Origin of the sequence: Pluralibacter sp., from assembly GCF_019237635.1 — a bacterium.
In the GTDB taxonomy this organism is placed as follows: Bacteria; Pseudomonadota; Gammaproteobacteria; order Enterobacterales; family Enterobacteriaceae; genus Enterobacter_B.
In genome coordinates, this window is record NZ_JAFAGS010000121.1 from 55,890 (window position 1) to 69,479 (window position 13,590).

A 13,590-nucleotide genomic window follows, 5' to 3' on the forward strand; every position below is an offset into this window, starting at 1 on the left:
CCCAGTAAGGTATCATACATGTCTGTATAATAGCGCATGGATTTGCTCTCTTTTTATACTCAATTTAGGGTGAAAACGTTAATTCATTATTAAATTTTACTGAACTATTCATTATTTAGTTTAACATAAGCGCAATCGATAACAATTGGTTGTTGTGCTCAGACGACGATGCCGCGCTGCCGATGCGTGAGCGCGTACGCACAGGGCGTTTTTAGCGCGCTGGCGGGGCCGTCAGATCATTAATCATTTCTACAGTGCCGTAAAAGACGGTATCATTGCGCTACGTGACATCCCAAAAAGCAAACTTAATTAGTAATCAATATGATAATCAAACCAAAAATCCGTGGATTCATCTGTACGACAACGCATCCCACTGGCTGCAAGGCCAATGTGAACAGACAAATCGACTATGTGAAGAAAAACGGGCAAATGGCCAAAGGTCCTGCCCGGGTGCTGGTTATTGGCGCCTCTACCGGTTACGGGCTTGCTTCGCGTATCTCTGCCGCGTTTGGCAGCGGCGCGGCGACTATCGGCGTGTTCTTTGAAAAACCGGGCACCGATGCTAAGCCTGGCTCTGCGGGCTGGTATAACGCCGCCGCGTTTGACGAAGCCGCCAAAAGTGAAGGGCTGTATTCTAAGAGCATCAACGGCGACGCGTTCTCCGATGAGTGCCGCGATGAGGTTATCAAGCTCATCAAAGAGGACCTTGGGCAAATCGACTTAGTGGTGTATTCGCTGGCTTCTCCGGTGCGCAAGATGCCGAAGACCGGTGAAATCGTCCGCTCTGCGCTGAAGCCTATCGGTGAGGTTTACACGTCGAAAGCGATTGATACCAACAAGGATCAGCTCACGACGGCCAGCATTGAACCCGCCACCGAAGAAGAAGTACAGAATACCGTTACTGTGATGGGCGGCGAAGACTGGGAGCTGTGGATCGACGCGCTGAGCAAAGCCAACGTGTTGGCGGATGGCGTGAAGACCGTGGCGTACTCCTACATCGGTACTGACCTGACGTGGCCAATCTACTGGCACGGCGCGCTGGGCAAAGCGAAAGAAGATCTCGATCGCGCGGCGAAAGCGCTGCGTGATCAGCTGGCGCCGCTGCACGGTTCGGCAAACGTTGCGGTACTGAAGTCTGTTGTAACCCAGGCCTCTTCGGCTATCCCGGTCATGCCGCTGTATATCTCTATGGTCTTCAAATTAATGAAAGAGCAGGGGATTCACGAAGGGTGCATTGAGCAGATTAATCGCCTGATGACCACCAGCCTTTACGGCGACACGCCGGCGCTTGATGACAATCAGCGTATCCGCATGGATGACTGGGAGCTGCGTGAAGATATCCAGCAGGCGTGCCGTGACCTGTGGCCGCTGATCACCACTGAAAACCTGACTCAGGAAACGGACTACGCGGGTTATAAGCTGGAGTTCCTGAACCTGTTTGGTTTCGGTTTTGCCGAAGTGGATTACGATGCCGACGTGAACCCGGAAGTGGAGTTCGATGTCGTCACGCTGTAATTTGTCACTGTCACAGCGATGCAGAAGAAAAAAGGGGCGTAAGCCCCTTTTTTTACACCCTCTTTAAAGACCCAGCAACGTGGTCTCATAGCGTAAGTCCGGCATCATTTTTTCCAGACCGTCGGTCAGCATTTTTCCGGCAGCGTGTAGCTCGTCAATGGGCATGGCTGGCAGGCTTTCAAGAATAAACCACATCGACGGCGCCGAAGCGCTTAACCGGGTTCGCAGACCCTGGCGCCAGTTCCAGCGACGGCAGGTCACGCCGGTATCGTCGCGCCAGATGACCTCGCCAGCTTCTGGCGATTCAATGGCGGCAACGCCTTCTTTTAGGGTGTCAAAGGTTTCCGTTCCGTCAGCAAAAACCAGCCGGGGCGAGCCGCTATACGCGGCGATGTTTTCCCCTCCCACCGGTACGGCGTAGCGCAGGCTGACCGCATTGTAGAGATCGACGACCGGGTCCAGCGCCGCCATCGTCCCGTCGCGAAGAACGCGTTTGCGTAACGCTTCGGCGGAACTCGGCGTACGTTTAGGTTTTGCGCCAAACGCCTTGAACACATCGCCCCAGGCATTCAGATGGTCCTGAGCCCATTGCGGTTGCCCGTTAAGCACGGCCTGACAGGCGTCGTGTAACGCCATCTCGCCAACCCGAACATCACATACAGGCGCAGAAACGACGGAGATACTGAGAGCCCGAAAACCCGGCGCAATACGGGCAAGTTCAGGGCTTATCGAAGGGAGCAGAGAAGGCATCATGTCATCCTGTCATCATTGTTTTACACATTATCGTGGTTACCCGTCGTGCAGGTTATCAGATAACGGCAGCGGAATGCGGAATTTGGCAGGGTGCGCCAGAAAAAACAGGTGCAGGAATTTTATTTTTGAAGGGGAAACGATGTCCGAAATAGGACTTTTCGAGATTTTATAAAGTAAGAGAAATAGTCAAAACGTAAAATTCTGAATATAACTACCGCTATATCATGGGGTATATGGCTGTTTGGCATGAGTATTGATCTAAATCAATTGCCTCTCTGCTTTTCGGTATCTGGCTGCTATTGTGGGTCATTACAGCGAATAACACCATTTTTTCTATAAAAGACAGTCAGTAAAACGAATCGGTGCTGATTAATTAGCAGACGATATCGTTTTACATTAGCATAAAATTCTTAAGAAATTTCTTATATCAGATCAAAGATCTGAAATATTGATCTGATGTAGTGGATCGCGCTACTATTTTTTGTAAGGAATAAAGTTACAGGAATCATCAATGGCGATCACAAAGAGGGATTTATGAGCGACAGCTTTCAGAATGAGGTGCCGAAGGCACGTGTTAACTTAAAATTAGATCTGCACACAGGTAGCGCAAAGAAAAAAGTGGAGTTGCCGCTAAAGCTGCTGGTAACGGGCGATTTTAGTCATGGTGAGGAACAGCGGCCATTATCCGAACGAGAAAAAGTTAATATCAATAAAAACAACTTCAACAGCGTGCTCTCAGAATTTTCCCCGTCCGTTAATCTTGCTGTTGAAAATACGTTGGCTGGTGATGGCAGCGAAGAAAGTGTCAGCCTTACGTTTAAAAACATGCAGGATTTTGAGCCGGAGCAGGTTGCCCGGCAAATTCCGCAGTTAAAGGCGATGCTGGCGATGCGCAGTTTATTACGCGACCTCAAATCAAATCTCCTGGACAACGCCACGTTCCGCCGTGAACTGGAAACAATACTACGGGATCCCGCGCTGAGTAGTGAATTACGCAGTGAAATTGCCGCGCTTGCGCCAAAAGAATAACGGATAAAATAAGGAACATGCTGATGTCTGTACAGAATGAAAACGCCTCATCCGCAGGGAAAACGACCGTTATTGAAAACCCGGAAGCTGGCGGTGTTTATGCTGCATTGTTTGAAAAAATCAACCTGAAACCGGCCGCCTCGTTAAGCAATGTGAGCATCTGGCAGGATGAAGCGGCGATGGCGGAAGCGGATGCGAATGAACGTATCACGGCAGGCGTGCAGGTCTTCCTCGAGCGCCTGAAGCAGTCCGGCCAGAAAGTCGAAAAACTCGATAAAACGTTAATCGACCATCATATCGCCGAGCTTGATTACCAGATTAGCCGCCAGCTTGATGCCGTCATGCACCATGAGGAGTTCCAGAAAGTGGAATCCCTGTGGCGCGGTCTGAAGCATCTGGTAGACCGCACGGATTACCGTCAAAACGTAAAAACAGAAATTCTTGATGTTTCCAAAGATGCTCTGCGTCAGGATTTTGAAGATGCGCCGGAAGTGATTCAGAGCGGTCTGTACTGGCATACGTATGTGAGTGAATACGATCAGCCCGGCGGCGAGCCCATCGGCGCGGTGATTTCGGCGTATGAATTTGACGCCAGCCCGCAGGACGTCGCGCTGATGCGTAATATTTCCAAAGTTTCCGCCGCCGCGCATATGCCGTTTATCGGTTCTGCCGGTCCGGCGTTCTTTATGAAATCGTCGATGGAAGAGGTGGCCGCCATTAAAGATATTGGCAACTACTTTGACCGCGCCGAATATATCAAATGGAAGTCCTTCCGCGACACCGACGACTCCCGCTATCTCGGCCTGGTGATGCCGCGCGTGCTGGGGCGTCTGCCGTATGGCCCCGATACAGTACCCGTTCGCAGCTTTAACTACGTCGAGCAGGTGAAAGGTCCCGAGCACGAGAAATACCTGTGGACCAGCGCGTCATTCGCCTTCGCCGCCAATATGGTGCGTAGTTTTATCAATAACGGCTGGTGCGTGCAGATTCGCGGCCCGCAGGCAGGCGGCGCGGTAAAAGACCTGCCGATTCATCTGTATGACCTGGGTACCGGGAATCAGGTGAAAATTCCGTCTGAAGTCATGATCCCGGAAACGCGTGAGTTCGAATTCGCCAACCTGGGTTTCATTCCGCTGTCCTACTACAAAAACCGCGATTACGCCTGCTTCTTCTCGGCGAACTCCACCCAGAAACCGGCGCTGTACGACACGGCGGATGCCACGGCGAACAGCCGTATCAACGCCCGTCTGCCGTACATCTTCCTGCTGTCGCGTATTGCCCACTATCTGAAGCTTATTCAGCGCGAAAACATCGGCACCACCAAAGACCGGCGTTTGTTGGAGCTGGAGCTGAATACCTGGGTGCGCAGCCTGGTAACGGAAATGACCGATCCGGGCGATGAGCTGCAGGCGTCCCACCCGCTGCGCGATGCGAAAGTCATCGTCGAAGATATTGAGGATAACCCCGGTTTCTTCCGCGTGAAGCTGTACGCCGTGCCGCATTTTCAGGTGGAAGGGATGGATGTCAATCTGTCGCTGGTTTCTCAGATGCCGAAGGCGAAAGCATAAGGCAGGTACGCAGTGAAGACGGAACAACCGTTATGGGGCCGAGGGATCATGGTTTCGCCCCAGCATTTTCAGCAGCAGGCCGCGTATGCGGCCTGGGCTGCCGAATGTATTGCACAAATGGGCCTCAACCATCCCTGGGGCGTTATCGGCACCGCATTCGAAACTGATGCGCTGAAACTGGGGCGTTTGCAGGCTCGCCGCCTGCACGTTCGCTTCCAGGACGGCACGCTGATCGACACCGAAAATGCGGATGCATTGCCGCCTGTCCTGACGCTTTCCGGCGAACAGCACGAGACCGTGGTCATGCTGGCGTTGCCGCTGCTTCGCGCTAACGGCGGCAACTGTCTTCAGCCTGATGATATCGCGGAACGTCCGGTGCGCTATCGCCAGCGCTGGCGCGATGTCCGCAATCAGTTTGGCGATGACAACCGCCAGATTGCGGTGTTGCAGCCGGAGCTGACGCTGCGTTTTGCACACCAGAACAACAGCGACTATCTCACCTGTCCGGTCGCGCGCCTGCTGCAGGATTCGCAGGGCAACTGGGTGCAGGACGACGCTTTTCTGCCGCCGCTTCTGACCACAGGCAGCAGCCGTTGGCTGATGACGCAACTGGATCAACTGATGACGCAACTGCGTGCGCGTCTGACTCGCCTGATGGGAATGCGCCGCGAAAGCAACGAGCGGATGGCGGATTTCGCCGTGGCCGACGTCTCGCTGTTCTGGCTGCTCAATGCGCTGAACAGCGCCGAACCGGTGTTAGGCCAGTTTCAGCGCTATCCGCAAAGCCCTGTGGAGCGATTGTACCCGGAGCTGGCGCGGCTGGCGGGCAGTCTGCTGACGTTCTCGCTGGAACATCAGGTCAGCGTGATTCCGGCCTGGCAGCACGAAAATCTCAATGCCGTTTTCCCACCGCTGTTTGATCTGCTCAATGAGCTGCTGGAAGCCAGTTTACCGTCACGGGTGGTGGCGCTCTCGCTCACCCACGATAAACGGATGCGGCAGTGGTTGGCGCGACTGGACGATCCACGCCTGCGCGAAGGGGCCGATTTTTACCTCTCGGTCCGCTCGCAAATGCCTGTCGCGCAGCTTCAGGAGCAGTTCCCGCGGCAGTGCAAAGTGGGTAGCCCGGATTACGTGACAAGCCTGGTGAATGCTTCTCGTCAAGGGATCCCGCTGCGACCGTTGCGTCATGTCCCGGCCGCCATCCCGCTGCGTCTGGAAAATCAGTATTTCTCCCTCGATCTTTCGCATCCTGCGGCACAGGAAATGCTGGAGAGCGGTAACTGTATGTTCTACACCCCGGGCACGTTGGGTGAGCCTGAACTGGAACTCTATGCGGTACTGAGAACATGAGCAATAACGATATCGATGCTCTGTTGCAGAGCACCTGGTTACAGGTCATCAGCTTACGCCACGGACCTGTCTTTAATGAAGGTGAAGGGCGCGTGCTGTGGGAGCGGTGCGTTGCCGATGTGGAACGCGTGCAGCACGCCCTGAAAGAAGCGGGCCTCAACGAGGCCAACTGTCGGCATATTCTCACCGCGCAGTGCGCGTTACTGGACGAAGCGGTGAAAAGCCGCGGCGTGCAGGATGACGCCTGTGTCCAGTGGTATGACGTGCCGTTGCAGGGGCGTTTTCTGGGGACGATGGAAGCCGGGGATAACTTATGCGATCTGATGCGCGATGTGCTGCGCGACCCCGCGCCTGACCAGACCGTACTGGTCTGTTTTCACCGGGTCATGCTGCTGGGGTTTCTTGGCAGTTACCGGACGCTAAACGATCCCGCGCGCGAAAAGCTGGTGAACGCGCTGGGCGAGCGTGTCCCGCCGTTGAGTTTGCCGCAGGAGCACCCGCTACTGGTGCAAGCGAAAAGTGGACGTGCCGTGGGGGGATTATTCGCGTCATGGCCTGTACGCATAGGGATAAGCCTTGTGGTCCTCATCGCGCTGTGGTGGGGGTTAAATCAGTGGCTTGACCATACGGTGCTCACGCTGTTGCCAGGGGCGGAGAAATGAGTCCTGCGCAACGGTGCGCACTGGCGCTGTGGTCTGTGTTGCTGACCGGGATTGTCTGCCTGGGGTTTTTACCGTTCTCACGAACGGCGTCAGTGCTGCTGATGTTGGTTCTCTGGGGCGGCATCGCCGTCGTCTGGAGACTGGGCAAACGCCGCGATGCGCCGCCGACCACGCTGCGCCTGGAAAATTTACCGGATGCCGCCTACCGCCAGCCGGTGGTGCTGGTCTGTGGCGATTTGCTGCGGGTATGGCCGGAAGAGGCCTCGGTGCTGACGGTGACGCAGGGGTGTTGGATCCGCGTCGAACCTCACGAAGAGGTTGAACACGTCGCGCGTCAGTTGCTGTGGCTGCGTCCGGACTGGGGGCGGCAGCTGTCGGTGATGGTGACCGTTTGTCCGCAGCAGCACGCCGATACGGAGCCGCTGACCCGCGATTTACTGGCGCTGCGCTGGCAAATCAGCAGGCTGCGTCGCGATACCGGCTACAGCATCCCCCTGGTGCTCAACGCTCTGGCGGGAAGCGCCATGATGCCGGATCTGCTCTGGCAGGCGGCGCTGCCGGGCGGGGCGGTCTGCGTCTGGCGTGAAAGCGCGGCGCCGTGCTCCGTGAACGCCTGGGTGACTACCGGCGGGGCGATGGCGATGCAGCAACAGGTGTTGATGAATAACCTGCGGAGCTGGTTTGCGCAAAACGTGACGTCGGTATTGATGGATGAAAATCCGGATATGCCACGCGTTCTGCCGGTGGCCGTGCTGTGGGGGGGAGGACCGTCTCTTGAGGGGGCTCTCCCGGCATCACTCTGGACAACGTGGTTACAGCGCCAGACCGCGCTGCGTGACGTCGCTGGCTGGCTCCCGCTGGTGCGGGAGATAGCCAACATCCCGGCGTTACCTGATTTTGTCCTGCCGCTTTTGCCGGAGGGCCAGGGGCTGACGCCGCGCCAGCGCGCCTGGCGATGCGGCCTGACGATTTTCACCTGCGCCGCCCTTGTTGCACTGTGCTGCAGCGGCTGGAACAACCGCCAACTGGTGCAGCGTGTGAGTTTCGACATTGCGCGCTATGACCGCATCTCAATGGATGACTACACCCCGAAAGCGCACGCCGTACAGGTGTTACGCGAGGACGCCAGCCAGTTGGATAGGTGGGCGCGCAACGGGGAACCGCTGAATCTGAGTCTTGGGCTGTATCAGGGAGAGCGCTTACGTATGCCGGTTCTTAATGCGGTGCGCTCATACGTTCCGCCGCCGCCGCCCAAACCGGAGCCGAAGCGGGTGCCCAAAATAGTCCGTCTCGACAGCATGTCGTTGTTTGATTCCGGCAAAGCGGAGCTCAAACCCGGCTCAACAAAAATGTTGGTCAACTCGCTGGTGGGCATCAAAGCCAGACCGGGCTGGCTGATTGTGGTGGCCGGACATACGGACAATACCGGCAATCCGCAGCTTAACCAGACGCTGTCTCTGAAACGGGCCGAAGCCGTGCGCAACTGGATGCGCGATACCGGCGATGTGCCGGAAAGCTGTTTTGCGGTGCAGGGCTATGGTGAAAGCCGCCCGCTCGCAACCAATGACACCCCGGAAGGCCGAACGCTGAACCGTCGTGTCGAAATCAGTCTGGTTCCGCAGGCCGAGGCCTGTCAGATACCGGATAACCCCAGCACGTCATCGCAGGATGATGGCGTATCAAAAAACGAAATGGAGTAAATCGATGGCAATTCCTGTTTATCTGTGGCTGAAAGACGATGGCGGCGCGGACATTAAAGGGTCTGTAGACGTGAAAGATCGCGAAGGCAGCATTGAGGTGGTCGCTCAGGAGCATAACCTGTACATCCCGACCGACAACAACACCGGTAAGCTGACCGGCACGCGTATCCACACGCCGTTCCTGTTTACCAAAGAGATCGACTCTTCCAGCCCGTATCTCTACAAGGCGGTCACCACCGGCCAGACCCTGAAGTCCGCCGAGTTCAAGTGGTACAAAATCAATGACGCCGGTCAGGAAGTGGAATACTTCAACACCAAACTGGAAAACGTGAAGGTGGTGAAGGTTAACCCGCTGATGCACGACATCAAAGATCCGTCCAAAGAGAAGCATAACCATCTCGAGCAGATCGAACTGCGCTACGAAAAAATCACCTGGACCTACAAAGACGGCAACATCATTCATTCCGATTCCTGGAATGAACGCGCCACCGCGTAAGTCTTTTGCGGACAGACTCCCTCTGTCCGCTTTTCGTTAAGCCTCTGCGCCTTACGGGGGCTTAACGAAAAACACAATTTGAGAAACCTGACCTGATGCGCTTTGGTTCCTTATATAAAGGAATAGCGATGGGCGGTAGCGTCCCTGAAGGTCCCGACAGCGAGTTAACGAACATGGAAAATCCGGCCATTCTGCTACGTCGTCTTAATCCTTATTGCGCCCGTGCGATGGAAGGTGCTGCATCTTTGTGCCAGGCCCGGGCGCATGCGGAGATCCTGCCGGAGCACTGGTTGCTGAAGCTGCTGGAACAGGGTGAAGGGGATATCACGGTGATTGCGCGTCGCTACGAATGGGACATGGACGCTATCTGGCAGGCTCTCCTTACACATCTGGAACAGCTGCCGCGTTCGGTGCGTAGCCGCCCGCAACTCTCCTGCGATGTTGAAAGCCTGATGAAGCAGGCCTGGCTGTACGCCGCGCTGGAGGAGACGCCGCAGATCCGCAGCGTTCATCTGCTGATGGCCGTGGTGGAAAAACCCTCGTTACTGAAATGCGGCGGTCTCTGGCCGCTCACCAGCCTTGGGCAAACGCAGCTGGAGCGCCTGCGCCCGATGCTCGAGCTCCAGTCGGATGAAAACGAAGCAGAAATGCTGAACGGCGAGGTGGCGTTTGTCGGGCGGGCCGCTGAGAAGCCGAACGGGGAAGAGGGAAAAGCAGAAAGCCCTGAACTCGCCGTCCTTCATCGTTTTACGCAGGATGTGACCGCCCGCGCTCGCGAGGGGAAAATCGACCCGGTATTTGGCCGCGACAACGAAATCCGCCAGATGGTGGACATCCTCTCCCGACGTCGTAAAAACAACCCCATTCTGGTGGGCGAACCGGGCGTGGGCAAAACCGCGCTGGTGGAAGGGCTGGCGCTGCGTATTGCGCAAGGCAATGTGCCGGATAGCCTGAAACCGGTGAGCGTGCGTACTCTGGACCTCGGTCTGTTGCAGGCGGGCGCCGGGGTGAAAGGCGAATTTGAGCAGCGGCTGAAAAACATTATCGAAGCGGTGCAGCAGTCAGCCACCCCGGTGCTGCTGTTTATCGACGAGGCGCATACTATCATCGGCGCGGGCAATCAGGCCGGGGGCGCCGATGCTGCCAACCTGCTGAAACCGGTGCTGGCGCGCGGGGAACTGAGAACCATCGCCGCCACCACCTGGAGCGAGTACAAACAGTACTTTGAGCGCGATGCCGCGCTGGAGCGTCGTTTCCAGATGGTAAAAGTGGATGAGCCGGATGACGATACCGCCTGCCTGATGTTGCGCGGCCTCAAATCCCGTTATGCCGGGCATCACGGCGTCCATATTACCGATGAAGCCGTCCGGGTTGCAGTGACGTTGTCACGTCGCTATCTGACCGGGCGTCAGCTACCGGACAAAGCGGTGGATCTGCTGGATACCGCCTCGGCCCGCGTACGCATGAGCCTCGACACCCTCCCCGAAGCGCTGACCCGAACGAAAGCCGCTATCACCGCGCTGGAAATGGAAAAACAGGCGCTGCTGGAAGATATCGCGGTGGGAAATTCGACTCACGGCGAGCGGCTGGCGGCAATCGAACAGCAAGAACGCGCGCTGGGCAGTGAACTGAGCGCCCTGGAAGCCCAATATGCGCAGGAGCTGGCGCTGACAAAACAGCTATTGGCCTGTCGCAGCGACATCTCCCGTCAGGCGGAAATCGTTGATTTGCAGACCCGGCTCAGCGCCATTCAACAATCCAATCCGCTGCTGGGACTGGACGTCGACGCGCGCACTGTGGCTACGGTGATTGCCGACTGGACCGGCGTACCGCTCTCCTCGCTGATGAAGGATGAGCAGACCGAGTTGCTGAGCCTGGAGCAGAGCCTTGCAAAACGCGTTGTCGGCCAGGACGCGGCGCTGAACGCCATTGCCCAGCGCCTGCGCGCCTCGAAAACAGGACTCGCCCCGGAGAACGGCCCGCAGGGCGTCTTCCTGCTGGTGGGCCCGAGCGGGACCGGGAAAACCGAAACCGCGCTGGCGCTGGCGGATGAGCTGTTTGGCGGCGAAAAATCGCTTATCACCATCAACTTGTCTGAGTACCAGGAACCGCATACTGTTTCCCAGTTGAAAGGTTCTCCGCCGGGCTACGTCGGCTACGGTCAGGGCGGGATCCTCACCGAAGCGGTGCGCAAACGGCCCTACAGCGTGGTGTTGCTGGATGAAGTGGAAAAAGCCCATCGCGACGTCATGAACCTGTTCTACCAGGTCTTTGATCGCGGTTTCATGCGCGATGGCGAAGGGCGGGAAATCGACTTTCGTAACACGGTGATCCTGATGACCTCCAACCTCGGCAGCGACTCCCTGATGCAGCTGCTGGAGGAGCGACCCGCCTCAACCGACGGCGAACTGCACGAACTGCTGCGCCCGATCCTGCGCGACCACTTCCAGCCCGCGCTGCTGGCGCGCTTTCAGACGGTGGTCTACCGCCCGCTGACGGAGGCGGCGATGCGCATCATTGTGGATATGAAGCTGAACCAGGTAAGCCAACGACTGGCGCGTCACTACGGCATCAAAACGGAGATTGCCGACAGCCTGTACGACGCGCTGACCGCGGCCTGCCTGCTGCCGGACACCGGGGCGCGGAATGTCGACAGCTTGCTCAACCAGCAGATCCTGCCGGTGCTGAGCCAGCAGTTGCTTATCCATATGGCGGCGAAACAAAAGCCGCACACCCTGACGCTTGGCTGGGATGAAGAGACAGGCGTTGCGATGACGTTTGACGGGCCCACAGAGGGAGACGAGGCATGACCACCATTCCATTTCCTGTCCGCTTCAGCCACAGCCATCATCTGCTGGCGGTCAGGGATTGTTCGTCGGTACTCGACGTGCTGGCCTTTGAAGGCCGCGAAGCCTTAAGCCAGCCGTTCAGCTACCGGATTGAGTTCACCAGCGCCGACCACGCCATCAGCAAAGAGATGATGCTGATGAAATCCGCCTCGCTGACCCTGCAGGCGCCGGTGGATCAGGGCTTCGGCATTAAAATTCAGCAGCCGGTGCGGGTGATGCAGGGCGTGGTCAGCGGCTTTGAACGTCTCGGCACCTCAAAAGATGAAACCCATTACGCGCTGACCCTGACGCCGCGTCTGGCGCTGCTCGACCGCTCGCACCAGAACGCCATCTACCAGGATATGTCGGTGCCGCAAATTGTGGAGAAGATCCTCCGCGAGCGGCACAACCTGCGCGGCCAGGATTTTGTCTTCACGCTGTCGAAAGCGTATCCGCGCCGGGAGCAGGTGATGCAGTACGGCGAGGATGATCTCCATTTCATCACCCGTTTGCTCGGTGAGGTGGGTGTCTGGTTTCGCTTTACCACCGACACGCGTCTGAACATTGACGTGGTGGAGTTTTACGACAGCCAGCAGGGTTACGAAAAAGGGCAGACGCTGCCCTCGGTCGCGCCGTCCGGACAGGTGGATCTCGGCGTGGAATCTGTCTGGGGAATGGAGAGCCGCCACTGCGTGGTGCAAAAACAGGTCAGTACCCGCGACTATAACTACCGTCAGGCCACCCAGGAGATGAACACGCAGGTGGATGCCTCGCGCGGGGATGAGACCACCTACGGCGATGCCTATCACTATGCCGATAACTACCTGACCCGGGGCAGCGCCCATGAGCGTAACCCGGCGCCGGAATCCGGCGCCTTTTACGCCCGTATCCGCCATGAACGCTACCTGAACGGGCAGACCTGTCTTTCGGGGATCACCAGCAGCGCCACGCTCTCGCCGGGCCAGGTGCTGAAGGTCACCGGCGGTGATGAAGTGACGGAGACCTTTACCAAAGGCGTGGTGATCACGGCGATGATGAGCAGCGCGCAGCGCGACAGGAGCTTTGAGATTGCCTTTGACGCCATTCCGGACAACGCCGGTTACGGCTTTCGCCCGCAGCCCGGCCAGCGCCCGGTGATGGCGGGCACGTTGCCCGCTCGGGTGACCAGCACCACCGAAAACGACACCTACGGCCATATTGATAAAGACGGTCGCTACCGCGTCAACATGCTGTTTGACCGCGACAGCTGGGAAACCGGTTTTGAAAGCCTGTGGGCGCGCCAGTCGCGCCCTTACGCCGGGGACACCTATGGCCTGCATCTGCCGCTGCTGGCGGGAACCGAAGTGGCGATCGGCTTTGAAGACGGCAACCCGGACAGGCCGTATATCGCGGGCGTGCTGCATGACTCCTCGCACCCGGACCACGTCACCATCCGCAATTACAGGCGCAACGTCCTGCGTACCCCGGCGAACAACAAAATTCGCCTCGATGATAACCGCGGACAGGAGCACATCAAGGTCTCCACGGAGTACGGCGGCAAAAGTCAGCTGAACCTGGGACATCTGGTGGACAGCGAAAGGCAGCAGCGGGGCGAGGGTTTTGAACTGCGCACCGACAGCTGGGGCGCGATACGGGCGCAGAAAGGGATATTTATCAGCGCCGACGGGCAGGCGAAGGCGCAGGGGC

At 57.3% G+C, this 13,590-nt stretch carries 10 protein-coding genes; 9 read left to right on the plus strand and 1 reads right to left on the minus strand.

Going from position 1 to position 13,590, the window contains the following annotated elements; translation table 11 throughout:
* Nucleotides 1–321: 321 nt before the first annotated feature.
* Nucleotides 322–1,515, plus strand: coding sequence for an enoyl-ACP reductase FabV (gene fabV / locus JO226_RS14220; RefSeq protein ID WP_293600090.1), 1,194 nt, complete (start codon nt 322–324; stop codon nt 1,513–1,515).
* Between the two features lie 63 nt (nt 1,516–1,578).
* On the opposite strand, the gene JO226_RS14225 is transcribed toward fabV, so the two are convergent.
* The gene (locus JO226_RS14225; RefSeq protein WP_293600575.1) at nt 1,579–2,265 is read right to left on the minus strand and encodes a B3/4 domain-containing protein; all 687 of its coding nucleotides are present in this window, start codon (nt 2,263–2,265) and stop codon (nt 1,579–1,581) included.
* 537 nt (nt 2,266–2,802) lie between these two features.
* On the opposite strand from JO226_RS14225, the gene tssB reads away from it, so the two are divergent.
* From tssB to vgrG, 8 genes are all read left to right on the plus strand, one after another.
* Nucleotides 2,803–3,297 carry a type VI secretion system contractile sheath small subunit gene (gene tssB, locus JO226_RS14230; RefSeq protein WP_293600091.1) on the plus strand — a complete coding sequence of 165 codons (495 nt, stop codon included), beginning with the start codon at nt 2,803–2,805 and terminating at the stop codon, nt 3,295–3,297.
* Nucleotides 3,298–3,320: 23 nt separating this feature from the next.
* Nucleotides 3,321–4,865, plus strand: coding sequence for a type VI secretion system contractile sheath large subunit (gene tssC, locus JO226_RS14235; RefSeq protein ID WP_293600092.1), 1,545 nt, complete (start codon nt 3,321–3,323; stop codon nt 4,863–4,865).
* Nucleotides 4,866–4,877: 12 nt separating this feature from the next.
* Nucleotides 4,878–6,218 (plus strand): type VI secretion system baseplate subunit TssK, encoded by a 1,341-nt coding sequence (tssK, locus tag JO226_RS14240; RefSeq protein WP_293600093.1) that lies wholly within the window; start codon nt 4,878–4,880, stop codon nt 6,216–6,218.
* Nucleotides 6,215–6,880: a type VI secretion system protein TssL, short form gene (gene tssL / locus JO226_RS14245; RefSeq protein WP_293600094.1), complete on the plus strand. Its 666-nt coding sequence runs from the start codon at nt 6,215–6,217 to the stop codon at nt 6,878–6,880. The genes tssK and tssL overlap by 4 nt, the downstream gene beginning before the upstream one ends.
* A complete protein-coding gene (locus JO226_RS14250) occupies nt 6,877–8,580 on the plus strand; it encodes an OmpA family protein (protein WP_293600095.1) in 1,704 nt (567 codons plus the stop codon). Before tssL ends, JO226_RS14250 begins: the two co-directional genes overlap by 4 nt.
* A gap of 4 nt (nt 8,581–8,584) precedes the next feature.
* Complete coding sequence (hcp, locus tag JO226_RS14255; RefSeq protein WP_103179849.1) at nt 8,585–9,076, plus strand: type VI secretion system effector Hcp; 492 nt, start codon at nt 8,585–8,587, stop codon at nt 9,074–9,076.
* Between the two features lie 173 nt (nt 9,077–9,249).
* Complete coding sequence (tssH, locus tag JO226_RS14260; protein ID WP_293600577.1) at nt 9,250–11,886, plus strand: type VI secretion system ATPase TssH; 2,637 nt, start codon at nt 9,250–9,252, stop codon at nt 11,884–11,886.
* On the plus strand, nt 11,883–13,590 hold a 1,708-nt coding region (gene vgrG / locus JO226_RS14265; protein WP_293600096.1), incomplete at its 3' end, for a type VI secretion system tip protein VgrG. The genes tssH and vgrG, both read left to right, overlap by 4 nt.

Bases quoted from the DNA above. Each gene is read 5' to 3' on its own strand.
- tssH (WP_293600577.1), top strand. From the start codon at position 9,250: ATGGAAAATCCGGCCATTCTGCTACGTCGTCTTAATCCTTATTGCGCC.
- tssC (WP_293600092.1), top strand. From the start codon at position 3,321: ATGTCTGTACAGAATGAAAACGCCTCATCCGCAGGGAAAACGACCGTT.
- fabV (WP_293600090.1), top strand. From the start codon at position 322: ATGATAATCAAACCAAAAATCCGTGGATTCATCTGTACGACAACGCAT.
- JO226_RS14250 (WP_293600095.1), top strand. From the start codon at position 6,877: ATGAGTCCTGCGCAACGGTGCGCACTGGCGCTGTGGTCTGTGTTGCTG.
- tssL (WP_293600094.1), top strand. From the start codon at position 6,215: ATGAGCAATAACGATATCGATGCTCTGTTGCAGAGCACCTGGTTACAG.
- hcp (WP_103179849.1), top strand. From the start codon at position 8,585: ATGGCAATTCCTGTTTATCTGTGGCTGAAAGACGATGGCGGCGCGGAC.
- tssB (WP_293600091.1), top strand. From the start codon at position 2,803: ATGAGCGACAGCTTTCAGAATGAGGTGCCGAAGGCACGTGTTAACTTA.
- JO226_RS14225 (WP_293600575.1), bottom strand. From the start codon at position 2,265: ATGCCTTCTCTGCTCCCTTCGATAAGCCCTGAACTTGCCCGTATTGCG.